The organism is Nonomuraea sp. NPDC047897 (genome assembly GCF_043204415.1).
Lineage (GTDB): Bacteria > Actinomycetota > Actinomycetes > Streptosporangiales > Streptosporangiaceae > Nonomuraea.
Map to the genome: position 1 here is coordinate 178,997 of NZ_JBIDCC010000004.1, position 25,476 is coordinate 204,472.

Annotated in this window: 21 protein-coding genes and 1 tRNA gene; 10 read left to right on the forward strand and 12 right to left on the reverse strand. The window is 71.3% G+C overall.

All coding sequences use genetic code 11. The features are described 5' to 3' along the window. Window positions 1-70: 70 nt before the first annotated feature. Window positions 71-274, reverse strand: coding sequence for a cold-shock protein (locus ACGF0J_RS10790; RefSeq protein WP_043619750.1), 204 nt, complete (start codon window positions 272-274; stop codon window positions 71-73). A gap of 250 nt (window positions 275-524) precedes the next feature. Here ACGF0J_RS10790 and ACGF0J_RS10795 point away from each other — a divergent pair, with 250 nt between their 5' ends. After that, window positions 525-1,304 carry an HAD family hydrolase gene (locus ACGF0J_RS10795; RefSeq protein WP_393144266.1) on the forward strand — a complete coding sequence of 260 codons (780 nt, stop codon included), beginning with the start codon at window positions 525-527 and terminating at the stop codon, window positions 1,302-1,304. A gap of 5 nt (window positions 1,305-1,309) precedes the next feature. Here the strand turns inward: ACGF0J_RS10795 and ACGF0J_RS10800 are convergent, their stop codons facing one another. Both ACGF0J_RS10800 and ACGF0J_RS10805 read right to left on the reverse strand, forming a co-directional pair. Beyond that, window positions 1,310-1,825: a bacterial proteasome activator family protein gene (locus tag ACGF0J_RS10800; RefSeq protein ID WP_393144268.1), complete on the reverse strand. Its 516-nt coding sequence runs from the start codon at window positions 1,823-1,825 to the stop codon at window positions 1,310-1,312. A 5-nt stretch (window positions 1,826-1,830) separates the two neighbouring features. Further along, window positions 1,831-2,787 carry an NAD(P)H-quinone oxidoreductase gene (locus ACGF0J_RS10805; protein ID WP_393144270.1) on the reverse strand — a complete coding sequence of 319 codons (957 nt, stop codon included), beginning with the start codon at window positions 2,785-2,787 and terminating at the stop codon, window positions 1,831-1,833. Window positions 2,788-2,900: 113 nt separating this feature from the next. On the opposite strand from ACGF0J_RS10805, the gene ACGF0J_RS10810 reads away from it, so the two are divergent. Continuing rightward, window positions 2,901-5,141 (forward strand): AAA family ATPase, encoded by a 2,241-nt coding sequence (locus tag ACGF0J_RS10810; RefSeq protein ID WP_393144272.1) that lies wholly within the window; start codon window positions 2,901-2,903, stop codon window positions 5,139-5,141. A gap of 1 nt (window position 5,142) precedes the next feature. On the opposite strand, the gene ACGF0J_RS10815 is transcribed toward ACGF0J_RS10810, so the two are convergent. The 3 genes from ACGF0J_RS10815 to ACGF0J_RS10825 form a co-directional block, all read right to left on the reverse strand. After that, window positions 5,143-5,229, reverse strand: a tRNA-Ser gene (locus ACGF0J_RS10815). Window positions 5,230-5,307: 78 nt separating this feature from the next. Next, on the reverse strand, window positions 5,308-6,153 hold the full coding sequence (locus tag ACGF0J_RS10820) for an NUDIX domain-containing protein (RefSeq protein ID WP_393144274.1): 846 nt from the start codon (window positions 6,151-6,153) through the stop codon (window positions 5,308-5,310). A gap of 38 nt (window positions 6,154-6,191) precedes the next feature. Next, window positions 6,192-7,202 (reverse strand): zinc-dependent alcohol dehydrogenase, encoded by a 1,011-nt coding sequence (locus ACGF0J_RS10825; RefSeq protein ID WP_393144276.1) that lies wholly within the window; start codon window positions 7,200-7,202, stop codon window positions 6,192-6,194. 251 nt (window positions 7,203-7,453) lie between these two features. On the opposite strand from ACGF0J_RS10825, the gene ACGF0J_RS10830 reads away from it, so the two are divergent. Then, entirely contained in the window at window positions 7,454-8,881 is a 1,428-nt protein-coding gene (locus ACGF0J_RS10830; protein ID WP_393144278.1) for a glycoside hydrolase 43 family protein, read from the forward strand. Window positions 8,882-8,887: 6 nt separating this feature from the next. Here ACGF0J_RS10830 and ACGF0J_RS10835 read toward each other — a convergent pair whose 3' ends face one another. Together ACGF0J_RS10835 and ACGF0J_RS10840 are read right to left on the reverse strand one after the other, a co-directional pair. After that, window positions 8,888-9,934, reverse strand: a complete 1,047-nt coding sequence (locus ACGF0J_RS10835) for a sigma-70 family RNA polymerase sigma factor (RefSeq protein WP_393144280.1) — start codon at window positions 9,932-9,934, stop codon at window positions 8,888-8,890. A 108-nt stretch (window positions 9,935-10,042) separates the two neighbouring features. Next, window positions 10,043-10,936: a LysR family transcriptional regulator gene (locus ACGF0J_RS10840; protein ID WP_393144282.1), complete on the reverse strand. Its 894-nt coding sequence runs from the start codon at window positions 10,934-10,936 to the stop codon at window positions 10,043-10,045. Between the two features lie 119 nt (window positions 10,937-11,055). Here ACGF0J_RS10840 and ACGF0J_RS10845 point away from each other — a divergent pair, with 119 nt between their 5' ends. From ACGF0J_RS10845 to ACGF0J_RS10865, 5 genes are all read left to right on the forward strand, one after another. Next, complete coding sequence (locus ACGF0J_RS10845) at window positions 11,056-12,204, forward strand: FAD-dependent monooxygenase (protein ID WP_393144284.1); 1,149 nt, start codon at window positions 11,056-11,058, stop codon at window positions 12,202-12,204. A gap of 240 nt (window positions 12,205-12,444) precedes the next feature. Beyond that, the gene (locus tag ACGF0J_RS10850) at window positions 12,445-13,668 is read left to right on the forward strand and encodes a serine hydrolase domain-containing protein (protein WP_393144286.1); all 1,224 of its coding nucleotides are present in this window, start codon (window positions 12,445-12,447) and stop codon (window positions 13,666-13,668) included. 469 nt (window positions 13,669-14,137) lie between these two features. After that, window positions 14,138-15,709 (forward strand): serine hydrolase domain-containing protein, encoded by a 1,572-nt coding sequence (locus tag ACGF0J_RS10855; protein ID WP_393144288.1) that lies wholly within the window; start codon window positions 14,138-14,140, stop codon window positions 15,707-15,709. Window positions 15,710-15,865: 156 nt separating this feature from the next. Continuing rightward, the gene (locus ACGF0J_RS10860) at window positions 15,866-17,113 is read left to right on the forward strand and encodes a serine hydrolase domain-containing protein (RefSeq protein WP_393144290.1); all 1,248 of its coding nucleotides are present in this window, start codon (window positions 15,866-15,868) and stop codon (window positions 17,111-17,113) included. A 239-nt stretch (window positions 17,114-17,352) separates the two neighbouring features. Beyond that, entirely contained in the window at window positions 17,353-18,729 is a 1,377-nt protein-coding gene (locus tag ACGF0J_RS10865; protein ID WP_393144292.1) for a CocE/NonD family hydrolase C-terminal non-catalytic domain-containing protein, read from the forward strand. Here the strand turns inward: ACGF0J_RS10865 and ACGF0J_RS10870 are convergent. Further along, window positions 18,726-19,604, reverse strand: coding sequence for an aldo/keto reductase (locus ACGF0J_RS10870; protein ID WP_393144294.1), 879 nt, complete (start codon window positions 19,602-19,604; stop codon window positions 18,726-18,728). The two genes, ACGF0J_RS10865 and ACGF0J_RS10870, sit on opposite strands and share 4 nt — an antisense overlap. 1 nt (window position 19,605) lies before the next feature. Further along, window positions 19,606-20,556 (reverse strand): reductase, encoded by a 951-nt coding sequence (locus ACGF0J_RS10875; RefSeq protein WP_393144296.1) that lies wholly within the window; start codon window positions 20,554-20,556, stop codon window positions 19,606-19,608. A 71-nt stretch (window positions 20,557-20,627) separates the two neighbouring features. On the opposite strand from ACGF0J_RS10875, the gene ACGF0J_RS10880 reads away from it, so the two are divergent. Beyond that, window positions 20,628-21,659 carry a LysR family transcriptional regulator gene (locus tag ACGF0J_RS10880; RefSeq protein ID WP_393144298.1) on the forward strand — a complete coding sequence of 344 codons (1,032 nt, stop codon included), beginning with the start codon at window positions 20,628-20,630 and terminating at the stop codon, window positions 21,657-21,659. Here the strand turns inward: ACGF0J_RS10880 and ACGF0J_RS10885 are convergent. Continuing rightward, window positions 21,631-22,179 carry a Pycsar system effector family protein gene (locus ACGF0J_RS10885; RefSeq protein ID WP_393144300.1) on the reverse strand — a complete coding sequence of 183 codons (549 nt, stop codon included), beginning with the start codon at window positions 22,177-22,179 and terminating at the stop codon, window positions 21,631-21,633. The two genes, ACGF0J_RS10880 and ACGF0J_RS10885, sit on opposite strands and share 29 nt — an antisense overlap. Before the next feature lie 411 nt (window positions 22,180-22,590). On the opposite strand from ACGF0J_RS10885, the gene ACGF0J_RS10890 reads away from it, so the two are divergent. Next, window positions 22,591-24,318, forward strand: coding sequence for a choice-of-anchor P family protein (locus ACGF0J_RS10890; protein ID WP_393144302.1), 1,728 nt, complete (start codon window positions 22,591-22,593; stop codon window positions 24,316-24,318). A gap of 146 nt (window positions 24,319-24,464) precedes the next feature. Here ACGF0J_RS10890 and ACGF0J_RS10895 read toward each other — a convergent pair whose 3' ends face one another. Next, window positions 24,465-25,184 (reverse strand): HAD family hydrolase, encoded by a 720-nt coding sequence (locus ACGF0J_RS10895; protein WP_393144304.1) that lies wholly within the window; start codon window positions 25,182-25,184, stop codon window positions 24,465-24,467. Window positions 25,185-25,476 lie beyond the last annotated feature (292 nt).

The window sequence follows — 25,476 nt, forward strand, 5'->3', positions numbered from 1 at the left end:
CCGAGCCCTTGGAACGCGAAAAGGCCGGGGTCCGCTGGAAGCGAACCCCGGCCTGTCTCGCTGCTACAGGTCAGATGGCACGGACCTGAGAGGCCTGCGGCCCCTTCTGGCCCTGCGTGATCTCGAACTCCACCCGCTGGCCGTCTTCAAGGCTGCGGTAGCCGTTGCCGACGATCTCGGAGAAGTGCACGAACACGTCCGGCGCACCGCCGTCCGGGGCGATGAAGCCGAAGCCCTTCTCGGCGTTGAACCACTTGACGGTTCCCTGAGCCATAAAAGCTCTCCCTCAGGATGTGAATCTATGGGACCCGCACCTCGCGAGTCCCGGTGTGTCGTACAGCAAGCACCCGGGGTGGCTCAGACAATGTCATGCTGGTTTTCACTACGGGATCAGCTAATACAACGCCATCACATCTAACACCATTCTGGCGCGTTGGTGTTCCCGTCGCCGGGAAGATTTCTGGCGGGCCGCCCGACCAGGCAAACTGGAACGTGTTATGCAGAGCCTTCCCACGCCCCGTCTGGTGGCCACCGACCTCGACGGCACCGCCCTGCGCGCCGACGGAACCGTCTCTCCCCGCACGGCCGCGGCGTTCGCCAAGGTCGAGGAGGCGGGAGCGATGCTCGTCTTCGTGACCGGCCGCCCGCCCCGGTGGATGAGCGGTGTGGCCGACGCCACTCGGCACAGGGGTTTGGCCATCTGTGCTAACGGAGCGTTGATCTACGATCTACATACCGAAAGGATAGTCGAATCGCGGCTTATCACCCCGGACGTCCTGGATGAAGTCGTCGCTCAGCTAAGAGCGAACGTCCCCGAGCTCGCATTTTCGGTCGAGTATGAGGGGGGATTTGCGCATGAGTCCGATTTCCCCCTCGGTGGCTGGGACAGCAAGGCCGTGGGCGGCCTGCGGGTGGGCGCGGGCACGCTGACCTCGCGGCCCTGCGCCAAGCTGCTGGCCCTGCACCCCGACATGGACCCCGACAGCCTGCACGCCACCGTGCACGACCTCGTCGGCCACCTGGTGACCGCCACCCACTCCAGCGGCAGAGCGATGATCGAGATGAGCGCGCGCGGCGTCACCAAAGCAACGGCCCTCGCCGTGCTGGCCGAACGGAACGCGATCAAGCCCTCGCACGCCGTGGCGTTCGGGGACATGCCCAACGACCTGCCCATGCTGAGTTGGGCAGGCACGTCGTACGCCGTCGCCAACGCCCATCCGGACGTGCTGGCCGCGGTCGATCACGTGACGGCGGCCAACGACGACGACGGGGTCGCCCAGGTGCTCGAAGAACTCTTCGGCTGAGCCGCCTACAGGTAAGGGCCCGAGCCGCCCGGCGGGCGGTGCTGGTCGTCACCGTGCGGCACACCGGGAAGCGCCCTGCGCATCTGCTCCAACTGGGCACGGGCCGCCATCTGCTGCGCGAACAACGTGGTCTGGATGCCGTGGAACAGCCCTTCGAGCCAGCCGACGAGCTGGGCGTGCGCGATGCGGAGCTCGGCGTCGCTCGGCGGCGTGCCGTTGTCGTCGGTGAACGGCAGCGACAGCCGCTCCAACTCGTCGACCAGCTCCGGCGCCAGGCCGTCCTCCAGCTCCTTGATGGAGGACTCGTGGATCTCCTTCAGCCGCTTGCGGCTGGCCTCGTCGAGAGGAGCCGCGCGCACCTCCTCCAGAAGCTGCCTGATCATGCTGCCGATGCGCATCACCTTGGCGGGCTGCTCGACCAGGTTGGTGACCGACCGCTCGTCGTCGCCGCCGTCGCCCTTGCCCTGGAAGTCAGGGCCCACCACCACGATGTGGGAGGTGTTGTTGTCCTCAGCATTCATATGTCTCACCGTACTAGCAGGATCTTCCCGATGTGGTCGCCGGAATCCAGCATCCGGTGCGCCTGCGCGGCCTCGGCCATCGGCACCTCCGCGTACACCACCGGACGCAGCGCGCCCGCGCCGACCAGCGGCCACACGTTGTCCACGACGCTGCGCACGATCGCGCCCTTCTCGTCGACCGGCCGCGCGCGCAGGGTGGTGCCGTGGACGGACGCGCGCTTGGCCAGCAGGGCGCCCAGGTCGAGCTCGGCCTTCGCGCCGCCCTGCAGGCCGATGATCACCAGCCGCCCGCCGGTGTTGAGCACCCGGATGTTCCGCGCGAGGTACGCGGCACCCATGATGTCGAGGATGACATCGGCCCGAAACCGGTCGGCGAAGTCCTCCTCACGGTAGTTGACGACCTCGTCGGCGCCCAACTCGGCCAGCCGCCGCGCCTTGTCCGCCGACCCCACCGTCGTCACCACCCGCGAGCCGAGCGCCTTGGCGAGCTGGACCGCGAACGTGCCGATGCCGCTCGCCCCGCCGTGCACCAGCAGCGTCTCGCCCCGGCGCAGCCTGGCCAGCATGAACACGTTGGACCACACCGTGCACGCCACCTCGGGCAGCGCCGCCGCCCGCACCAGTGAGACGCCGTCGGGCACCGGCATGAGCTGCTGCCACGGCACGGCCACCCGCTCGGCGTAGCCGCCGCCGGCCAGCAGGGCGCACACCTGGTCGCCCGGCTCGAACCCCTCGACGCCGTCGCCGACCTCCGCCACCACGCCGGAGACCTCCAGCCCCGGGTACGGCGGAGCGCCGGGCGGCGGGTCGTAGAAGCCGCGCCGCTGGTGGACGTCCGCCCTGTTGACCCCGGCCGCCGTCACCTCGACGACGACCTCGCCCTGCTGGGGGCGCGGATCCGGCACCTCACGCCACTCCAGCGCCTCCGGGCCGCCGGGGGAGGTGATGTCGATCGCTCGCATGCAACCACGGTAGCTGGGCAAAGAAGTTGTGGGTTGACTGCGTTCAAGGGAACACATGCCGTTACCCTGCAAGATATTTGCTGCCCCTTTAGACCCACCCGAGGGGGAACACGGTGGCACGACAGGATCGCGAAGAATCGCTCGAGGAGCAGTTGGCCTGGCTTGACGCGATCAAGGAGACGGACGAGGCCCCGCTCAAGGTCGGCTCACCGGCCGCCGCGACCGCGGACGAGCCGGTCGCCTCGCCGTACCCCGAGGACCCGTGGGCCTCGGTGGCGGCCCTGCACGGCGAAACGCCGACCCCGCCGCTGTTCCGCGCCGCCGTCGACTCCGTGTACGGCCCGCACGCCGCCGACGGGCTGCCCGCCGGGGAGAGCGAGGCCACCGAGTGGCTGGAGACGGCCACTCCCCAGGACGAACCGGCCACGGGGACGGCGTCCGCCGGTCCGGGGCCGGCCGAGCCGCAGGGGCGGGCCGACGACCCTTTCCTCGCGCCGCTCAAGCCGTTGCCCCGGTCCGGCGACACCGACCCGGCCGCGCTGTCGTCCTTCTCCGGGGGCGAGACGCTGTCCGGCGACGAGACGCTGCCCCGGCTCGACCGGCCGGAGGAGGGCGCCGCCTGGCCCGAGCCGCCGGGCTGGCCGTCGTCCCCCTCCGCGCTCGACGAGCCGAGTCCGGCCGCCGAGCCGCTGTCCGGCCGCGCCGCGAAGCGTCCCGACGACGAGCCGGGCCGCAGTGCCTTCGCACCTGACCCGGCGGCCGAGCCGTCCGAGCGCCCGGCCGAAGAGCGTCGGGAGGACGGGCCCGGGCGCACCGCGTTCGAGGGGCGTCCGGAAGACGAGCCGGCGCACAGCCCCTTCGAGCTGCGGCTGAACGAGGAGCCGGCCTGGGGCTCCGGCGCGACGGGCCTGGCCGAGGAGCCGCGGCACAGCGCCTTCGAGGTGCCGTCGCCGGCCGGTGACGCCCCGGCCGGTGAGGCGTCGTGGGGGTCCGGCGAGCTGTCCTGGCAGCGTCCCCGGCCCGGCCCCGAGCAGAGCGCCGCCGGGCCAGGCTCCGCCGACACCCTGCCCGCCGGTCCGAGCGGCCCGGGGCCCGCCGACACCCTGCCTGCCGTACCGACCCCTCCGACCGCTGCCGGTGCGACCGCCGCCGGTCCGACCGTTTCCGGTGCGACCGCTGCCGGTCCGACGACTGCCGGTCCGAGCCTCGCTGCTCCGAGCCCGACCGCTCACGGGGCCGCCGACGCGCCGCCCGCGTCCCCCGTCGAACGGCCGGAGGCGCCGGCGCCCGAGCGGGCCCGGCGGCCCGCGCCGGTGCCGGTGTTCGGCACCGGCACCGGCACCACGCGCCGACCGCCCGTCACCGGCAGGCCCACGGCCGACAGCCTCGACCCCGAGACGCTGCTGCGCGGCCGCCGCAACGCTCCGTCCAAGGGCTGGCGCCGCCTGGTCTACAAGGCGTCCGGCGGCTGGATCAAGCCCGGCGAGCCGCCGGAGGTGCGCCGCCGCCGCGAGCTGATCTCCCGCGCCCGCACCCCCGTCGCCACCGGTCACCACCGGGTGGCGGTGCTGAGCCTCAAGGGCGGCGTCGGCAAGACCACGACCACGGTCGGCCTCGGCGCGACGCTCGCCCAGATGCGCGGTGACCGGGTCATCGCGATCGACGCCAACCCCGACCGGGGCACGCTGTCCGACAAGCTCCATCTGGAGACCTCGGCGACCGTCCGCGACCTGCTGAACGAGCGTGACCAGGTCAAGAGATACGTCGACATCAGGGCGTTCACCTCGCAGGCGCCGTCGCGACTGGAGGTGCTCGCCTCCGACCGTGACCCGTCGGTGTCCGAGGCGTTCAGCGGCGCCGACTACCAGGCCGTCTCCCAGGTGCTGGAGAACTTCTACTCCATCTGCATCACCGACTGCGGCACCGGCCTGCTCCACTCGGCCATGGGCGGCGTGCTCGGCCTGGCCGACCAGATCGTGCTCGTCAGCTCCCCGTCGGTGGACGGCGCGCGGGCGGCCTCGGCGACGCTCGACTGGCTGGAGGCCCACCACTACGGCGACCTGGTCAAGGACGCGACCGTGGTGTTGTGCAGCGTCCGGCCGCGCTCGAAGTCGGCGGTGGACATCGGCAAGCTGGAGGCCCACTTCGCGGCCAGGTGCCGGGCGGTGGTGCGGGTGCCGTACGACCCGCATCTGGAGGAGGGCGCCGAGATCGACCTCGACCGGCTGCAGGAGTCCACCAGGGACGCCTACCTGCAGCTGGCCGCCTCGGTCGGCGACGGTTTCGCGGGCGCGGCCGACGGCTACGCGGGCACCGCGGCCGGTGGCTTCGCCGGCGGCCGCGAGTGGGAGTGAGCGGAGGGTGTGGGATTCGAACCCACGAGGCCATCGCTGACCTGGCCGCTTTCAAGGCGGCTGCACTCGTCCACTATGCGAACCCTCCAGTGCGCACACCACCATAGCGGCTGCGGTGCCGCGGGAGCACGCCGAAGCGGCACCCCGCGCGACCGGCTGCCGGTGACTACGCGGTGAGCTGCGACAGCAGCCGGCGCGGACCGGTGGTGGTGGCGCCCAGCTCGGTGACGCGCTGCCTGAGCCCCCGGTCGGCGGTGACCACGAGCACCCGCTCCCACGGCCTGGCCCGCCGGACGACCTCGGTGATCGCGTCGTCGCCGCTGCCCGTGGCGGCCACCACCTGGATGCCGGCCACGTCGGGCACCTGCCGGGCGGCGCCCTCCACGACGGCGACGATCCGCGGATACCACCGGTCGAGCACCGGGTGCGCCAGCCGCGACCCCGCCACGTCGCGCAGCAGCCGGGCAGCGGCCGCCTCCCGGTCGCGCCACCAGCCGTGCTCGGCGCGGGCGCCCACGATGTTGGCGACGTCCAGCACCAGCGTCTCGGGGGCGAGCTGTGGTTCGATCGTGCCCCACGTCTCGGCGAACCCCGGGTGCAGCAGCATCCCCGGCACCTCCGGCAGCGGGAGCCAGCGCAGCTCGTCGCTCTCGCCGTTGGCGGGGGCGACGGCCAGCAGCGCGGGCGCGTCGGCGATCACCGTCTCGAACGTCCAGCCGCCGTGGTCGTCCACGTAGACGCCGCGGACGCGCAGCTCGTCGCCGGGCAGTGCCGCCTCCTCGTGCGCCTCGCGCAGGGCGGAGGCGACGGCGTCCTCGTGGCTGTCGCGTGCCCCGCCGGGCAGCCCCCACGTGCCGCCGTGGTGACTCCACTCGGCGCGTTTCTGCATCAGCACGTACGGCACGCCCGCCTCGTCGTGGTGGACCACCAGCAGGCCGGAGGCGCCGTGGATGCCCCAGTGCCGGTGCCCGCGCCCGCACTCCGCCCAGCCGTCGCCGTCTTTCGCAGCCATGCCCTCGATTCTCGCAGCCTTTCCGCCGGCGGGCCGGTTCAGAGCTCGAAGACCAGCCGGGCCGTCACTGCGCTGGACAGGATGTCCTCGAACGACTGGTTGATCTCCTCCAGCTTGCGCGTCTCGTAGCAGACCCGGGTGCGGCCGGCGGCGTGCAGCAGGAAGACCTCGGCCAGGTCGGCGCGGGTGCCGACGATGGAGCCGATGACGGAGATGCCGCCGAGCACGGTCTCGAAGACGGGCAGGCGCATCGCGTTGTCCTTGGGCAGGGAGACCAGCACCAGCCGGCCGCCGCGCCGCAGCGAGGCGTGGGCCTGCTCCAGGACGCGCGGGCTGGCCGCGAGGACGATCGCCACGTCGGCGCCGCCCAGGGCGTTGATCTCGGCGACCGGGTCGCCGGTGGCGGCGTTGACGGTGTGGGTGGCGCCCAGGTCCCGGGCGAGCCGCAGCTTGTCCTCGGTGACGTCGACGGCGATGGTCTCGGCGCCGAAGATCTGCGCGTACTGCTGGGCCAGGTGTCCGAGCCCGCCGATCCCGAAGATCGCGGCCCGCTCGGCCGGCCGCACGTCGGCGACCTTGACGGCCTTGTACGTGGTCACTCCGGCGCAGGTCAGCGGCGCGGCCTCGGCGGGCGGGATGCCCTCCGGCACGGGCACCACGTAGCCGGCGTGGGCCACGGCGTACTCGGCGTGGCCGCCGTCGAGCGCGTACCCGGTGTTGAGCTGCGCCTCGCACAGGGTCTCGCGGCCGCTGACGCAGTAGGCGCAGGTGCCGCAGGCGTAGCCGAGCCACGGGATGGCGACCCGCTCGCCGACCGTGCGGCCGGTCACGGCGGAGCCGACCCGCTCGACGATGCCGACGCCCTCGTGGCCGGGCACGAACGGCGGCGCCGGCTTGACCGGCCAGTCACCGCGGGCGGCGTGGATGTCGGTGTGGCACAGGCCGCTGGCCTCGATGCGGACCAGGACCTGGTGGGGGCCGGGCTCGGGCACGGGCAGGTCCTGGATCTCCAGGGGTTTGTCGAACGCGGTGACGACGGCGGCGCGCATGTTCTCACTCTCCTTCGGCTCTGCACCGAGTCTCGTGGCGGCGTGCCGGGCGGTGCAGGGCCGAAGGTCCCGGTGGCGCCGGCCGTCCGTCATTCCGTGCCCTTGACGTCACGCCCGCTTCACGGAAGGCTTCCTGCAACCGGTTGCACGTCCGCGCCGCGTGAAGGAGTCACCGTGCCCGTGGGCCCCGCCTACAGCCTCGCCGCCCCGCCCGTCCTCGCGTCCGTCCAGTGCCGCGGGGCGGTGAAGGGGTGACCTCCTACCGCAACCCGGTGCTGAACGCCGACTGGTCCGACCCCGACGTGATCCGCGTGGGGGACGACTTCTACCTGACCGCCTCCAGCTTCACCAAGGTGCCCGGCCTGCCGATCCTGCACTCGCGCGACCTTGTCAACTGGACGATCATCGGGCACGCCGTGACCAGCGGATACGCCGATGTACGGCCCGGCTGCGGGGTGTGGGCGCCGTCGCTGCGCCACCACGACGGCCGGTTCTGGATCTTCTACGGCGATCCCGACGTGGGGATCCTCCAGGTGAGCGCGGAGGACCCACGCGGGCCGTGGACCGAGCCGCACGTCGTCAAGCCGGGGCTCGGGCTCATCGACCCGTGCCCGCTGTGGGCCGACGACGGCCAGGCATACCTGGTGCACGCCTGGGCCAGGAGCCGGGCCGGGGTCAACAACCGGCTCACCCTGCACCGCATGTCGTCCGACGCCCGCGAGGTGCTCGACGACGGCACGCTCGTCGTGGACGCCGACCTGCTGCCCGGCTACCGGACGCTGGAGGGGCCCAAGCTGTACCGGCACGACGGCCACTACTGGATCTTCGCGCCGGCCGGCGGCGTGGAGTCCGGCTGGCAGACGGTGTTCAGGTCACGCTCGATCTTCGGCCCGTACGAGGACCGCATCGTGCTGGAGCAGGGCGGCACCGACGTCAACGGTCCGCACCAGGGCGGCTGGGTGGACACGCCGTCGGGCGAGCACTGGTTCATGCACTTCCAGGACCGCGGTCCGTACGGCCGGGTCGTCCACCTGCAGCCGATGGCGTGGGAGGACGGCTGGCCCGTCATGGGCGACAAGGGCGAACCGGTGCCGGGTGGTCCCGTGCCGGTGCCGGGCGGCACGCCGGCCGCGCCGGCCACGTCCGACGACTTCGCCGGGCCCGCGCTCGGGCTCCAGTGGAGCTGGCAGGCCCACCCCGACCCCGCGTGGTGGGCGCTGGACGGCGGTCGGCTCCGCCTCGCCTGCGTCCCGGGGCCCGCCGACCTGCGCGAACGGCCGGCCGTCCTCGGCCAGCGGCTGCCCGGTGACCCGTGCCTGGTCACCACCCGAGTCACCCTGCACGGCAGCGGCCGGGCCGGGCTGACGGTGCTCGGGTTCGCCTGCGCCGACGTGGCCGTGGAGGCGACGCCGGACGGGCCGGTCGTGGTGTGCGGGGACGCGCCTCCCGTGCCCGTCGCCGGCGGAGCGGCCGTCACGCTGGGCGCGCGGATCGGGGCGGGCGCTGTCGTCACGTTCCTGGCCGACACCGGCGACGGCCTGCGCGAGATCGGCGAGCCGTTCCAGGCCACCCCCGGCCGGTGGGTGGGCGCGGTGCTCGGCCTGTACGCCGCCGCCCACGGGGACGGACCCGCGGGCCACGCGGACTTCGAGTTCTTCACGGTGGACATCGACCGCTGAAGAGACTCAGGGCAGCGAGGCCGGCAGCCCGAACAGCCCGAGATGCTCGGCCCCGACGAAGGACGTCACCTCGCCGACCAGCTCACCGCGCATCGTCAGCACGTTGACCGACCAGCTCACGTGGGCGCCGGCCGCCTCGTCCCAGAGGTAGGAGCCCACGGCGAGCTGGCCGTTCGCCCGCACCGGCAGGTGCTGCCACGAGCCGCAGGTCGTCAGCGGTATCCGGGTCGCGAAGTCCATCACGGGCCCGATGCCGTGGTACCAGTGCGGCAGCGGCGGCATCGACCAGGTGACGTCCTCGGCCAGCAGCGCCACCAGGGCGTCGGCGTCACCGCGTTCGAGCGCGGTCGCGAACCCGGTGGCGACCTCGCGCAGCCGCGCGTCACCCAGCTCCCGCAGGGTGCGCTGCTGGGTGCGGGACGGCACCCGCTCGGCGACCAGCCTGCGCGCCCGCGCCAGAGCGGAGTTGACCGACGCCGTGGAGGTGTCCATCATCTCGGCGATCTCGGCGGCGGTGAATCCGAGCACCTCGAACAGCAGCAGCGCCGCCCGCTGGTTGCCAGGCAGGTGCTGCAGCGCGGCGACGAAGGCCAGCTCGACGGCCTCCCGCTGCTCGTAGCGCGCCTCCGGCGCGGCCGGCCCGGCGCCGAGCCCGGCGTCGTCGTACGGCCCGAGCCACGCCACCTCGGTGAGTGGCGCGTCACCCACCACGGCACGCTCGCTCGACGGCCCGAGATCCACGGGCAGCGCCCGCCTGCCCCCCGCCGCGACGAGGTCGAGGCAGGTGCGCGTGGCCACGGTGTAGAGCCACGACCGCAGCGACCCGCGCTCGGCGAACCGCCCCAGCCCGCGCCATGCCCGCAGCAGCGCCTCCTGCAACGCGTCGTCGGCGTCGTGGGAGGAGCCCAGCATGCGGTAGCAGTGCGCGTGCAGCTCCCGCCGCAGCGGCGCCACCAGCCGCCCGAACGCGGCCCCGTCTCCGTCGCGGGCCAGCGCCAGGTCGCCGGCCTCGGCCGGGCCGGCCGTCCTTCGTGGAGACGTCGAAGCAGTCACGACCACGATCCTGCCCCACGCCACCGACAGAACGCCGGACCCGCCCGGCGCCCCGCTCTCTCCTGGAGCGGTGGTCGCCGGCCTTTCCGCCGCGGTGTTGCTCGGCGATCAGCTCTCCGGAGCGAGAGGGCCCAGATCGCGGACCACCTCGGCCAGGGCCCGGATGGGCTCGTTCTCCGACTCGCTGCGCCATACCAGCGCGAACGGCAGCTTTTCCATGCCGGTGACCGGCAGGTAGGTGATGTCCGGCCGTACCCAGTAGCGGGTCATGTGGGAGGGGAAGAGCACGACGATCTCGGCCATGCCGGCGAGAGTGATGGCCTCTTCGGTGTTCTGCACCACAGGGCCCCGCTCGATCGTGCGGCCGCGGCGGGTCTCGCGCGGAACGTAGGCGTCGTACCAGTAGCCGGGCGCGGTGCCGGACTGCGGATGCTGGAAGTCGGCGGCCATCTCCAGGGAGACCGACGTGCGGCGGGTGAGCTCGTGACCGGTGGAGACGGCCAGCACCCGGGGTTCGGCGAGCAGGACCGGTCCCACGGTGAGGTCGGGCTCGTCGACGGGCAGCCAGGCGACCAGGACGTCGATGTCGCCGCGGCGCAGCGTGGCGAAAGCGTCGCTGAACTGGGTGCTTCGGACGCGCAGCTTCCACTGTGGGTGCCGGAAGCGGAAGACGTCCCAGTAGGCGCGCAGGTCGTAGGCGTTGGCGGGCAGCATGCCGACACGCAGGATGCCGGTGATGCCCTGGCCGGCGAGCTGGGCGCGCTCCACGCTGTGCTTCAGCCCGGCGTAGAGAGGCCGCAGGTCGTCGCGGAGCTGCCGGCCGACCGGCGTCAGCCGTACCGTGCGGCTGGTGCGCTCGAACAACGGCGCGCCGATCTGCCGTTCCTGCTTCTGGATCGCCTGGGTGACGCGGGCGGGTGACAGGCACAGCCGGGTGGCGGTGCGGCCGAAGTGCAGTTCCTCGGCCAGGGTCAGGAAGATCTCGATGTCGCGCAGTTCCACGCCTGACCTGCCCCGTTCACTCTCGCTGAAGGTGATCTTTCAAGATTCGTCGTTGTTCTGGGCGTTCACCGTACTTGATCCTCGAATCGCACGAATCATTCGTTCGATGGAGCATGGTGATGGACGTCCTCATTTCCGGCGCCGGCGTCGCCGGGACCGCTCTGGCGTACTGGCTGCGCCACCACGGTTTCACCCCCACCGTGGTCGAGCGGGCCCCTCGGGTGCGTGCGGGCGCGGGCGTGGTGGGCTTGCGCGGCGAGGCTCTGGACGTGCTGGACCGCATGGCCCTGCTGGAACGGGTCGAAGCGCTGAACCCGCTCCTGGGCGGGGCGGCGTGGGCGGACGGTGACGGCGACCTGCCCGCCGTGGCCTTCGCGGGCGACCTGCAGATCCTCAGGGGTGAGCTGATCGGCCTGCTGTACGAGGCCACCCGCCAGGAGGTGGAGTACGTCCTCGGCGACTCGATCGCCACTGTGGAGCAGGGCGCCGACGGCGTGCGCGTCACCTTCGAACGTGGCCGGCCGCGCTGCTTCCACCTGGTGGCCGGCGCCGACGGGCTGCACTCGGGCACCCGCTCGCAGGTCTTCGGGCCGCAAGAGCGGTTCGTACGACACCTGGGCATCTACACGGCGACCTTCAGCCTGCCCTGTCACCTCGGCCTGCCCGGCTTCGTCCCGCTCCCCAGCATGCCGGGCAAGGCGGCCGACATACTCAGCATCCGCGACAACGCCGAGGCGCACGCGGCGCTGCACTTCACCTCCGGACCGCTGGCCTACGACCGTGACGACGTCGCGCAGCACAAGCGCATCGTCGCCGGACAGTTCGCCGGCGAAGGCGGGCCCATCCCGCGCCTGCTGGAGGAGATGAGCAGGGCGGAGGACTTCTTCTTCGACGCCAGCGCCCAGGTGGAGATGTACCGCTGGTCCTCGGGCCGGGTGGTGCTGCTCGGGGACGCCGGCTACTGCGCGGCGCCGACCTCCGGCCTGGGCGCCTCCCAGGCGCTGATCGGCGCCTACATCCTGGCCGGCGAACTAGCCGTCGCCGGCGGCGACCACACGGCGGCGTTCGCCGCCTACGAGCGGGAGATGCGCGGCTTCGTCGCCGAGCATCAGCAGATGGGACGCGAAGGGGCCGACCGGCTCTTCATGGGCATGCCCATCCAGGAGGCGCCGGAGATGATCGCCGCCGGCACACGGGAGGTGCCCCGGACGCACCTCGTCAGGCTGAAGGACTACGCGTCCAGCTTCGCCGCACGGTGGCCGCCGTGACCGATGGCAACCATGAAGACTCAGCCCCCACCGGCGTGCACGCGCTCACCCACGGCGCGGACAACCTTCACGCTCGCCGTCGGTCAGACACTGCCGTGTCAGCGGCGGCGTCAGGACGGCAACGGGCCGGTATCAGAGCGACCGGCGATCGTGGATGTCAGGAACGGCCCAGCGCCGGAGAACCCTCAGGCCAGGAACTGGCTTAGCAAGATCAGAACAATTCCGTAAAGGAGCCTCATCATGGGACACAGCGACTTCACCGCGACAGGGCTGCGCCGGCTGCGCGAGGTGCTGACGCGGCATGTCGATTCCGGGAAGATCCCCGGCGTTGTCGCTCTGGTCAGCCGCGGCGGCCGTACGCACGTGGAAGCGATCGGCACGATGCGCCATGACGGTGGCGCGCCGATGCGCCGCGACACGATCTTCCGGATGGCGTCCACGTCCAAGCCGGTCACGATCGCGGCGGCGATGGTGCTGCTGGACGAGTGCCGGCTGCGACTGGACGACCCGGTGGACACGTTGCTGCCCGAACTGGCCGACCGCCAGGTGCTCAAGCGCATCGACAGCCCGCTGGACGACACCGTGCCGGCCCGCCGGCCGATCACCGTACGGGACGTGCTCGCCTCCACGTTCGGCCTCGGCATGGACATGACGGCACTGGGCACGCCGATCCTCAACGCGATCTTCGAGCGCGGGCTCACGCCGAACCTGCCGGTGGAGGTTCCCGAGCAGGACGAATGGATGCGCCGCCTGGGCGAGCTGCCGCTGATGCACCAGCCCGGCGAGCACTGGCAGTACCAGATCAGCAGCGACCTGGTCGGGGTGCTCGTCTCCCGGGTCACCGGTCAGTCGTTCGAGGAGTTCCTGCGCGAGCGCATCTTCGAACCCCTCGGCATGCGGGACACCGGCTTCCACGTGCCCGCCGACCAGATCGACCGGCTCCCGGACGCGTACGCCCCCGACCCGGCCAGCGGCGAGTTCCTCGTCTGGGACCAGGCCAAGGGCGGACGGTGGAGCGAAGCTCCGGCGTTCCAGGGCGGCGGCGGCGGGCTGGTCTCCACCGCCGACGACTACCACGCCTACTTCCGGATGCTGCTGAACGGCGGCACCCACGCCGGCAAGCGGATCCTGTCGCGGCCCGCGGTCGAGCTGATGACCACCAACCGCCTGTCGCCCGAGCAGAACGCCGCCCGCACCGCCCTGGCCGTCAACAACGTCCATATCTCCTTCGGCCAGGGCCAGCAGGGCGGCTGGGGCTACGGGATGGCGGTGCGCACCTACCGCGGCGACTACGCGCCCATCGGCCAGTTCGGCTGGGACGGCGGGGCCGGCACCTCAGCCTACGCCGACCCGGTCAACCAACTGACCGGACTCCTGCTCACCCAGGTCGGCTACTCCGTACCGAACCCGGCGCACCTGATGAACGACTTCTGGACCACGCTCTACCAGGCCATCGACGACTGACACCGAGCCCGCGCCCGGTATCGCCGTCAACCCCCGACCCCCGGACGGCCAGCCCCTGTCGACTGAACCGCCCACATCTCCGCGAGTTCGCCCACCTGGTGGGGACGGCGGGCGACCACACCGTCGCATTCCCTGCCTACGAACGCGAACTACGCCCCTACATCACCGAGAACCAGTTCAAGGGCGCAGAGGCAACAAAGATGTCCGGCGCCTGACGGAAAGGAGCGTGGCTGCCGACATCGCCCATGCGGTGTCGTGTCAGCGGCGGCGTCAGGACGGCAACGGCTCGGTATCAGAGCGGTCGGCGATGGCCGATGCCACGAACGGTTCAGCGGTAGCGGCTCCAAAGCTGGGTGCGATCTCCTCGGGCGACCCGGCCTAAGCCGTCCAGATACCCGGGCACCAACAGGACCGCATTTCACCATTCGCCCGTTCAATCGACTTTGTAACACACTTAGGGAGCACAATCATGTCCATCACCCTGACCGACCAGGACAAGAACACCCTGCGGATCGCCGCGTGGGGCGCCATCTCGCTGATGTCCGCCGCTGGTGCCGCCGGCTCGGCCCACAAGGCCGGCACCGAAGGCTCCATCGCCCTGACCTCCGCGACCGGCCCGGTCGGGCACGTGCTCACCAAGGCGCCCAAGGGTGTGAAATACGGCAGGTCCGTAGCCGAGTTGGCCGACCAGGTGCTGCCGGCCCTGACGGCATCCATGAACCTGCTGAAGAAGCAGGCTGCGGCAGAGGCCGACAACTTCCGCCGCACCGTCCTCGTCGCTGTCGAGGCAGCCGCCCTCACCCATCAGGTCGAGCCCAGCCCCACCGTGGCAGAGATGGCCCGCAAGATCACCGCAGCCCTGGACGCCGCTTCGGCCACGCCCGGGGTGGCCGAAGCGGACAGCGGTGTGGCCGTGCCGACGGCGGCTGCCGGGCAGGATCGCCCGGAGCTGCAGAAGCTCATCCAGGAGATGGTCGATTCCGGTTTCGTCGGGGTGACGCTGAGGGTGAACGATGAGCGGGGCGAGTGGGTCGGCAGCGCCGGGGTGCGCGAGCTTGGCCAGAGCGCCAAGCCGCCGACGAACGGGCACGTCCGGATCGGCAGCAACACCAAGACCTTCACCGCCACCGTGGTGCTGCAGCTGGTGGCCGAGGGCAAGATCGAGCTGGACGCTCCGGCGGATGACTACCTGCCCGAGTTCGGACTGGACCGGCGGATCACGGTGCGGATGCTGCTGCAGCACACCAGCGGGGTGTTCAACGTCACCGGCGATTTCGACCCCGACGGGACGTACGTGCAGGGGATTCCCGCCACCACCGCGGGCAAGGAGTGGGTGGACAACCGGTTCAAGACCTACCGGTCGGAGGAGCTGGTACGGCTGGCGTTGTCCAAGCCGGCGCGGTTCGAGCCGGGCACGGACTGGAGCTATTCCAACACCAACTACGTGCTGGCCCGGCTGCTGGTCGAGAAGGTCACCGGCCGCCCGCTCGCCGAGGAGACGCAGCGGCTGATCCTGGGGCCGCTCGGCCTGTCGGGGACCGTGGCGCCGGCCACCCCGGAGGTCCCCGAGCCGCATGCCCACGCGTACTACCGTTACGAGGAGGCCGGCGAGCAGCAGATGGTCGACGTGACCCGCCAGAACCCATCCTGGATCTCCAGCGGCGGTGACATGATCTCGACCACCCGCGACCTGCACACGTTCATCTCCGCGCTGGTGGGCGGCAGGCTGCTGCCGGCCGAGCTGCTGGCCGAGATGTGCACGCCGGAGCCCAAGGCCGGCTACGGCCTGGGGGTGTTCGTACAGAACGCGGGTCCGGGCGGCGGCACCGTCATCACCCACAACGGCGGCATGGCGGGTCACGCGGCGCTGATGTACAGCACCCCCGACGGCACCAAGACCCTGACCGCCGCGCTGAACTATGTCGACGACGCCGCACTGTCCGTGGCAGCGGCGTTCCAGCAGGCGACGCAGGGGCTCGTCCAGGAAGTGTTCGGCGGCGGGCAGGCCGAGCCGGCTGCCGCCGCTGAACCCGCTCACTAGACGGGGCCGAGCACCGTAAGCGCGCCTGGGACGTGCCGGTAGGCGAGCTGATGGGCACGCAGACGCCCACCTACCACCCGGCCTCCCCATCCCCCATCGACCCCCGCATTGCTCAGCGAGCTGTTCGCCTGAGCACGACACCAGAGACGAGGACCCATGAAAGACCAATCCCCACCAGCGGTCACGGCGACCGGGCTGCGTGGCAAGCCCTTCCGGCGTGTGGCGGTCACGGCGCTGGCGGCCGCGCTGCTGGCCGGCACGGCCACCCCCGCCATGGGCACCGTGGACCGCAGCGTGCCCGTGCTGAAGGCCGCTGCCGGGCAGGACCGTCCGGAGCTGCAGAAGGCCACGCAGGCGTTCGTCGATGCCGGTTTCACCGGGGTGCAGGTACGCGTGCACGATGAACAGGGCGAGTGGGTCGTCAGCGCCGGGGTGAGCAAGCTCGGCCAGAGCGCCAAGCCGCCGACGAACGGGGCGTTCTGGGCGGGCAGCATCATCAAGCCCGTCACCGCGACCGTGGTGCTGCAGCTGGTGGCCGAGGGCAAGATCGCCCTGGACGCCCCGGTGGCCGGCTACCTGCCCAGGCTCGGGCTGGACCGGCGGATCACCGTGCGGATGCTGCTGCAGCACACCAGCGGGTTGTTCAACTACACCGGTGACTTCGACCCCGACGGGAAGTGGGAGCCGGGGATACCCGCCACGGGCAAGGACTGGCTGGATAACCGGTTCCGCAGCTACCGGCCCGAAGAGCTGGTACGGCTGGCGTTGTCCAAGCCGCCGCGGTTCGAGCCGGACACGGACCAGATCTACGCCAACACCAACTACACGCTGGCCTTGCTGCTGATCGAGAAGGTCACCGGCCGCTCGTACGCCGAGGAGACGCAGCGGCGGATCCTGCGGCCGCTCCAGATGCGGGGCACCATGGTGGCGGGCAACCGGACGCAGCTGCCCGGCCCGCACGCCCACGGCTACTACCGGTATGAGGACGCCGGCCAGCAGAAGGTGGTCGACATCTCGCGCCAGAACCTCTCCCTGCTGGCCGGCGCCGGTGACCTGATCTCGACCACCCACGATCTCCACAGGTTCGTCTCCGCGCTGAACGGCGGCAAGCTCCTGCCGGCCAACCTACTCGCCGAGATGCGCAAGCCGCACCAGAAGATGGGCTACGGCCTCGGCCTGTTCGTCCAGGACCTGGGCCCGGACTGCGGCACCGTCTACCAGCACAACGGCAGCCCCCCGCACGGCTACGGGGCGTTCATGTACAGCTCACCTGACGGCAAAAAGACCCTGACCGCCTCAGTGACCTGGGTGGACGAGGCTACAAGGGGCCCGGCAAAGGACTACCAGAAGCTGGTGGACAGGCTCGTCCAAGAGGTGTTCTGCGGCAGGCAGACCGCGGGCTGACGGGTCGAGCCGACTCAGTAGGCGAGGCCGAGCACCACGGGTACACCTTTGCGTTGAACTCCTTATGGACGTGCATCAGGCAGAGCACGAACCGGCCACACCGACCTCGCTGAGCTCGGCGTGGCCGACCCACTGTTACGCCATCAACGTGCAGTGCCGACTCGCCCGTCGCGATCACTTCTCCTCATCGGCTGCGCCGGATCGCGGAGTTCACGCAGGCGACCGCCCAGTTCCGGGCGGTGGAAGGGGCGGTCATCGACTGGTTGAACGGCCGGGCGAGCGCCTACGACGACAACGGCGACCCGGTCAAAGCCGCCTGGACCACCGGGCGTACCGGGATGATCGGCCACTCCTACGAAGGATCCCTCGCCATCGGCGTCGCCGGCACCGGGGTGCGCGGGCTGGAAACCATCGTGCCGCTCGCCGCGCCCAGCAGCTGGTATGACATGTGGCGCGCCAACGGCAGCCTCACCGACTTCAAGGGCGGCCAGGAATGGCTGGCCAAAATGGTCGACGAGGACCCGGACGAGAAATGCGCGGCGGTGCACCAGCGCATGAACGAAGGCTCGGACGACGACACCGGCGACTACAACGCCTACTGGCACGAACGCGACTACCGGACGGGACCGATCTCGAACGTGCGCAACGTGCGCGCCAGTGTCTTCCCGGTGGTGGGGATGCACGACCGGAACGTGATGGCCGACCAGTTCTCCCAATGGTGGTCCAAGCTGCCCCGCCGGGTGGAGCGCAAGGTGTGGGTGACCCAGTACGGGCACCTCGATCCGTTCTGGGCCCGCCGCGACGTGTGGGTCGACACCTTGCACCAGTGGTTCGACCACGAACTGATGGGCGTCTCCAACGACATCATGCGGCAGCCGCGCGCCGACGTACAGCTCGGCCCGGGCCGCTGGATCACTCAGGCCGACTGGCCGGCGCCAACACGGACGACGACCCTCAGGCCGCAGCGGGACGGCTCACTGGGCCGCGGGCCCTCGACCGGCACCCGCAGCTACCTCGACACCCTGCGGACCGAGGCCGCGATGGCCGGCAATCCCGGCACCGCCAACCCTGACCGGCTGGCATTTCTGACCCCGCCGCTGAAAGAGGCGACGCGCCTGTCCGGAACACCGTCGGTGACCCTGCGCCTGAAGCTGGACAAGCCGACCGCCAACCTGGGCGTCCTGCTCGTCGACTACGGCACCGACACCCGCATCCACGGCGTCGACCCTGCCGGCGGGCAAGGCCTCATGCTCGTGGACGGTAAGGACTGCGTCGGCAAGGGCACAGCCGATGATGACGGCTGCTACCGCAGGGCCGCCGACAACACGGTGACCTCCGGCTTCCAGGTAGTCACCCGAGGGATCCTGGACGCGCAGAACCACAGGTCGCTGAGCCGTCCGACACCGCTGACGCCGGGCAAGCTCTACAAGATCACTTGGAGGATGCTGCCGCAGGACTACGAGTTCAAGGCCGGACACCGGCTGGGCCTGATACTGACCGGAACCAACGACGACATCACCGACGCCGAACCCGGCACCGGGACCAAGGTCACCGTCGACCTGGCCGGCACCTCAGTTTCGCTGCCGCTGGTCGTCGGCGCGTCCAGCGGGCGCTAGCCGGGCAGTCGGGCCAACTCGTCCGCGGTGAGCGTCAGGTCGGCCGCCGCGGCGGAGTCGCGGATGGACTCGGGCCGGCTGGCGCCCGGGATGGGCACGATCACCGGCGAACGGGCGAGCAGCCAGGCCAGACAGACACGTTGCGGGCTCACCCCGCGTTCGGCGGCGATGGCGTGGAACGCCGTCCGGGCCCGGGCCGGTTCCGGCTCGGACGGCCCGTCGAGCGAGCTGCGGGAGATGCCGCCCAGCGGACTCCACGGCAGGAACGCGATGCCCAGCCGCCGGCACAGCTCGATCTCCGGGTCGGCGTCGCGTACGGCGGGGGAGTAGCGGTTCTGCACCGAGACGAGCCCGTCGCCGAGGATCTCGTGCGCCTCACGGATCTGCGCGGCGGTCACGTTCGACAGGCCCGCCATGCGGATCTTGCCTTCGTCCAGGAGCGCGCGCAGCGCCCCGACCGACTCGGCCCACGGCACCGCGGGATCGGGCTTGTGGAGCTGGTAGAGACCGATGGCGTCCACGCCCAGCCGGGCGAGCGAGCCTTCGCAGGCCCGCCGGAGATGTTCGGGCGTGCCGGTCACGGTCCACGAACCGTCCCCGGGACGGCCGCGCCCCCCTTTCGTGGCGACGAGGACGCCACCCGTGTCCCCGCCGTACCCGGCCAGCGCCCGCGCGATCAGCTCCTCGTTGTGGCCGCGCTCGCCGGCGCGCCAGTGATAGGAGTCGGCGGTGTCGATCAGGGTGACGCCGGCGTCCAGGGCGGCGTGGATCGTGGCGACCGCCCGCGCCTCGTCGGGGCGACCCTCGACGGACAGCGGCATGGCGCCCAGCCCGACCGCGCCGACCTGGATGGAGCCGATTCCACGCGTGCGCACGTCACATCTCCGTTCGTCGGCCGACCGTCGCGGCGACCGCCTCGGGCAGCCAGTGCGCGGTCGTGGCGAAGCCGAACCCGAGTCGTTCGGCCCGGCCGTTGTCCATGGCGTAGTAGCGGTCGAAGGAGAACGGCGACGCCGGCCCGCCGTCGACCACCCGGTAGTCCGGCGTCCGCCCGGTCTCCGCGGCGACGAGGTCGCACAGCCCGGTCACGTCGAGCTCGCCGCGGGAGCAGGCGTTCAGCACCCCGGTGAAGTCCGCGCCCGCCGCCCAGAACAGCAGGTCGGCGATCTCCACGTCGTTCGTGAACGAGGTCGGGAACCGGTCCCGGTGAACGGCCACCGGCCGCCCCGCCGAGATCCGCTCGACGTAGTGCGCCAGCCGCCCGGTGAAGTCCCCGGCGGCGACGCCGAGCACGTGCCCGCTGCGGACGGCGACGAACGCGAACGGGCTGTCCCGGGCGAGCACCCCCTCCGCCTGCCGCTTGCCCTCGGCGTAGGAGGCGGCCTCGCCCAGCATCTCCGCCACGCGCCCCGGCTCCGACCAGGGCAGGTCTGACCGTACCGGCCAGGAGGCCGGATCGACCGACTCCTCGGTGACCGGGACCCCGGGGACGGCCGGCGTGATCGTCGTCGAGGTGTCCGGGTCGTACACCTCGATGGTGGAGGTCATCACGTACCGCGCCGTGCGTCCGCCGAAGACCCGGCGGGCGACCGCGGCGTGCCACGGCGTGTAACAGACCTGGTCGATCACCACGTCGAACGTCCGGCCGGCCAGCGCGGCGGTGAGCCCCGCCTCGTCGCCGCGGTCGGCGACGAGCCGGGTGACCCCGGCGGGCGGCGACCCCGAACCGCGGTTGACCACCGTGACCCGGGCACCCGAGTCGCGCAGCAGTTCGACCAGGCGGAGCCCGAAATAGCGGTTGCCGCCGATGACACATACGTCCTTCACGGCGTCGAGCCTGCCCCGATACCGTCATCAGCAGAAGTGCCGGCTTGCTGAACTCGCTGTTAGGAAAACTGTTGATCGACGTCAAACGGCTGCGGATCCTGCGCGAGGTGGCCGACCAAGGAAGCTTCAGCAAGGCGGCCGACGCGCTGCGGTTCACGCCGTCGGCGGTCTCCCAGCAGATCGCCGCGCTGGAGCGGTCGATCGGCGCGCCCGTCGTCGAGCGCAGCACCCGCGGCGTGGTGCTCACCGAGCCCGGCCGGCTCCTCCTCGACGCGGCCGAGGCCGTCTTCGCCGAGCTCCACCACGCCCAGGAACGGATCGACCGGCTCACGGCAGGCCGCAGCAGGCTGACGATCGCCACGTTCAGCAGCGGCGGACGCCACATCCTGCCCCGCGCGCTCACCCCGTTCGTCGCCGACCACCCCGAAGTCGAGATCAACGTCCTCGAACGAGAACCGGAGGCCGCCCTCCCGCTCGTCCGCACCGGCCAGGCGGACCTGGCCATCGCCTACCACTTCGACGGCCCGCTTCCCCTCACCCCCGGCGAGAGATCCGGCATCACCTGGACCCCGCTGATGGACGACCCCATGTGGATCGTCCTGCCCCGAGGACACCGGCTGGCCGGCCGCCCCGCCCTCGACCTGGCCGACCTGGCCGGCGAGCGGTGGGTGCTCGGCTGCACCAAGACCGAGGCGTACCTGCGGAGCCACGCCGCCCGCGCCGGTTTCGAGCCCGAGTTCGCGGGCCAGACCAGCGACTACTTCTTCGCCCAGTCGCTCGTCGCCGCGGGCGTCAGCGTGTCACTGATCCCGCAGGTCGCGCTCGACCACGCGGCCACCGGCCTCACCACCGTGCCGATCCACCCGCCGCGCCCCACCCGCTACATCGGGATCGCCACCGCCCGGCGCAGCCACCCGCAACCGCTGGCCGACGAGCTGGTACGCGCCCTCCTCGCGACCGCCGGCCCGAACCCCCGCACAGACCCCGGCCCGAACCCCGGCGCGGACCCCGGCCCGGCCTCCGGCGCGGACCCCGGTGCGGCCCCGGTCGGCGGGGCGCCCGCATCGCGCCGACTCAGACGAGGCGTTCCAGGAAGACCATGATGGTCATGACGGTGATGCCGGTCACGATCAGGTCGACGGCCCATCGCAGGTTGCGATTCTTGACGCGTGCGACCCGGGCGATCCGCAGGGCGTCGGTGGCCAGGAAGAGGTCATAGTCCTTCGTGTCGGCGTTCATCCGCTCGATCAGCGCTTCGGGCGTGGTCTCGTCGGCGTAGGCGAGGATCTTCGGTCCGCCGCGCTCCCCGCCGGCAGGGCGGATGGTGACGAGGATCAGCATGACCGCCGCGGACAGCAGGATCAGCGCCGCGATGACGCCGAAACGCCCGATGCCCGGGAAACGCGCCGGGCCGGTGAGGATGAGGGTGACGACGACGCCGTAGGCGACACCCGACCAGGACAGAAGGAGTCCCGCTCTTCGCTCGCTCGCGCTGATCAGTTCGGCGCGGGCCGCGGTGGTGGCGGCGTCGAGCCGGTCCCTGAGGAACGGCGACATGGACACGCGGGGCTGATCGAGGCCGTCGTCGGGGTGGGCGCCGGAAGCGGTCGGATCGTTGGTCATGGCGGGCGGCTTTCGCGGGCGGCTTTCACGGGCGGCTTTCGCGGGCGGAGAAGGTTGCGGGGTAGATGCCCAGCCAGGCGGGCCCAGGTGGCTCCTTTGCCTGCCCCATGTCCGGGTATGACCCAATTTTTGGGGGTCCGCCCTCCTTGCGGACCGATACGGCGACACGCCCGGCCGGTGTCCCGTGCCGTTCGGTGCGGCCCGCCCCGCTCACCCTCGCGAAACCCGACCGGCGGAAAAGGTCACCGACAGCCTTCATCAAGAAAGGTCATCTTCTCCGGAGAAACGTCAACGGTTCCGCCGACACGAGTCGGCGCGTCACCGGTCCGACCGGCGGACGCTCCCGCGGCGAGCCTGAACGGCGCCTTCCGCTCTCAGTAGTCTCGGCGCCTCGTCGGAAGGAATGGACCCATGAGAGATGGTCAGGTGGCCGGTCACTGCCGCGGTGCGCTCAGGCGCGCGCTGACCGGCGTCGCCGTGGTCGCCCTGTCGACCGCATCGGTCGTCGCCGCCCAGAGCACGACCGCGATGGCGGCGTCCCCCCTCACCGGAGTGCCGCAGGCTCCCGAAGTCGTCTTCACCGAGACTTTCGAGAACGGCCAGGGCGCCGACCCGATCGTCGTCACCGACTACACGGGACCCGCACCCGTCCACCAGACCTACACCGCCGATCCGGCCTGGCTGACCGCCTGCAACGGCTGGGTCGCCTCCCAGCAGAATCCCTCCGCTCCGCCCGCGGGCTCCGGCTGCGGTGGGTGGTGGGGCTCGGTCAAGCAACTGGCCGGCACGCTCGGCACGTGGGCAGGCGGCGACCCGGCCACCAACCACGCCGTCACCGCGTACACCAACGCCGACCCCGGCCCGAACAAGACGCAGCTCGAAGCCGTCACGCCCGTCGCCATCGGCGCCTCCAACCGGTTCCTGACGTTCTCCGTCGACGCCGCCGAGGTCAACTGCTACGCCAACCACGCCAAGATGGGCTTCTACCTGCTGGACGGGCCGAAAGCCGTGCCCACCTTCACGACCCCGATCGAACCGTGCGCCAACCCCGGCACGACCGTGGGCGGGATCGCCGTGGGCACCTACACCAGTGACAGCCCGGTTCTCTTCGGCGGTTCCACGGTCGGGCTCCGCCTGGTCAACTTCCAGGCGAGCGGTTACGGCAACGACGCCGCGTTCGACAACGTGCGGATCCTCGATGTCACTCCGCAGCTCGACGTCGCCTACAGCCCCGCGTCGGCCGAGGTCGGCACGGACGCGACGCTGACGTTCACCATCACCAACACCAGCGAGTTGGCGGTGAAGAACGGCTGGTCCTTCACCGAGCGGCTGCCCGCCGGCCTCACCGTCGCCGCCGCGCCGGCGACCGACTGCGCGGCGCCGGAGATGACAGCAGCGCAGGGCGGTGGGCTGATCAGCGCGACCGGGACACTGCCCGCCGGCAAAACGTCCTGCACGGTCAGGGTGGCGGTGACGTCCGCGCGGGCCGGCACCTACCAGACCTGCGCCGCCGACCTGGTCGCGCACGCCGGGCTCAACCCGCCCGGGTGCGCCGCCGTGACGTTCGTCCCGCCCGTCCTGGCGTTCGACGCCCACGCTCACGGAGGGCGTGTCACCACCCGGCTGCTCACCGTCGGACCTCTCGTGCCGTCCGACATCACCTGCACCGAGACCCCGGACGTCGACCGCCACACGCTGGCGAAGGCCACCCTGCCGGGCCTCGGTTCCCTGGGCGTGATCAGGACGGAAGCCTCCGGCAGCGTCGACCCCGCCGGGCGGCGGACCGCCACGGCCACGGCCCGGACCGCCCACCTCCGCCTGCTCGGCGGCCTGGTCACCGCCGACGAGATCATCGCAACGGCGAAGGCCCAGGGCGACGACGCCGGACGCGTGAACGCCAGCGGGCAGGTGACCCTCACCAACCTCAAGGTCAACGGTGTCACGATCACCGACACCCAGGCCAATGTCGCGATCGACATCCCGCTGGTGGCCAAGATCGTGATCAATGAGCAGGTGACGTCGCCCGACGGCATCGCGGTCAACGCCCTCCACATCCGCACGCCGGCCGGCGCCGACATCGTCATCGGCCACGCCAGGGCGGCACTCACCCTCCCGGGAAAGCCCTGCCCCACCTACTGACCGCCACCCGCCGAAGCCTCACCCAGCCCTCGCCGGCGCCGGCCGCGCCGACGAGGCCTGCTCCGCGCGACGGGTTCAGCCGGAAAAGGCGTCCAACGTTCAAGACGTTGAGCGACCGATGTGTGAAGGGCATGCCGTTCCCGGCGTCAGGGCCCCAGGACGGGGACGGTAGCGAAACCGGCGGCGAGGTGAGCCATGGAGGAGACGGCCACCGCCTCGGGAGGATCGGCGAGGTGCTTGCGGGGGGCGCGCTTGTTGACCACTCCGAGGGAACGGATGCCGACGTCCTTGGCCACGAGTACCGCGCCTGAGCTCCGGGTGACAATGGCGCACCCGGAGGGCTCGGCGTCGAGATCTTGCATGGCCTGCCGGAGGAGGCTCTCGCTCGTCTGAAGACTGAGGGACAGAGAGAAGAGGCGCTCGCGGCCGACGACCGCTCCCACCAGCTGTCGGAGGCCGTGCGTGTCCAGGTAGCTCTCCATAGCGTCGGAGGAGGTGTCGCCGACCACCGCGATGCTTCTCCCGCTGGCATGGCAGGCGTGCAACGCCTCGCGCACGTCCGACACCGGCATGGCCGTCCTGGCCGCGGCGACTTCGAAGTCTCGCACGCACCGTGCTGCTTCGGCGCCGATGTCCTGGTTGACACGCCGGGCGTACCACATCATGCCGATCGGGTCGGGGTTGAGTGCGACGAGGCCCGACATCCGGTGTCCCGCAGCGAAGAGCTGATCGCTGATCTCGCCTGCGATCGGTGGCGGGGCCACGTCGCGAAAGAGATCACATATAGCGTCGTCGAAGACGAAGAGAGCGGCACGGGTGTGCTCCAGGACTCGGGCGACATGGGGCCGTGTCGTCTTCGGTGTCACCGCGACTCCTCAGGGGGTGTGCGTACGTCATCGGGGCCGATGCACCGCACACGGTAATCACGAACGGGACGGTGGGAAGCCTCGGAGACTGCCGAGTGGGGTTCCTCGCTTGACGGCATGAGATGTATGTACGTGCGGAGGGTGATCCGGGATTCGCCCGCTGCCTGGCAACTCTTTGACCTCGCTGAGATGGACGCGCTGAATCCTCCTTTCTGTCAGGGCCACAGCCTGGGTGTGTCGCGGATCGCATAAAAGATCTGCGCCACCTCCGATCTCTGCAACTGATCGTTTG

Excerpts from the sequence above, each read along its gene's own strand:
- ACGF0J_RS10790 (WP_043619750.1), bottom strand. The coding sequence starts at position 274 with ATGGCTCAGGGAACCGTCAAGTGGTTCAACGCCGAGAAGGGCTTCGGC.
- ACGF0J_RS10800 (WP_393144268.1), bottom strand. The coding sequence starts at position 1,825 with ATGAATGCTGAGGACAACAACACCTCCCACATCGTGGTGGTGGGCCCT.
- ACGF0J_RS10805 (WP_393144270.1), bottom strand. The coding sequence starts at position 2,787 with ATGCGAGCGATCGACATCACCTCCCCCGGCGGCCCGGAGGCGCTGGAG.
- ACGF0J_RS10820 (WP_393144274.1), bottom strand. The coding sequence starts at position 6,153 with ATGGCTGCGAAAGACGGCGACGGCTGGGCGGAGTGCGGGCGCGGGCAC.
- ACGF0J_RS10825 (WP_393144276.1), bottom strand. The coding sequence starts at position 7,202 with ATGCGCGCCGCCGTCGTCACCGCGTTCGACAAACCCCTGGAGATCCAG.
- ACGF0J_RS10845 (WP_393144284.1), top strand. The coding sequence starts at position 11,056 with ATGGACGTCCTCATTTCCGGCGCCGGCGTCGCCGGGACCGCTCTGGCG.
- ACGF0J_RS10850 (WP_393144286.1), top strand. The coding sequence starts at position 12,445 with ATGGGACACAGCGACTTCACCGCGACAGGGCTGCGCCGGCTGCGCGAG.
- ACGF0J_RS10855 (WP_393144288.1), top strand. The coding sequence starts at position 14,138 with ATGTCCATCACCCTGACCGACCAGGACAAGAACACCCTGCGGATCGCC.
- ACGF0J_RS10860 (WP_393144290.1), top strand. The coding sequence starts at position 15,866 with ATGAAAGACCAATCCCCACCAGCGGTCACGGCGACCGGGCTGCGTGGC.
- ACGF0J_RS10885 (WP_393144300.1), bottom strand. The coding sequence starts at position 22,179 with ATGACCAACGATCCGACCGCTTCCGGCGCCCACCCCGACGACGGCCTC.
- ACGF0J_RS10890 (WP_393144302.1), top strand. The coding sequence starts at position 22,591 with ATGAGAGATGGTCAGGTGGCCGGTCACTGCCGCGGTGCGCTCAGGCGC.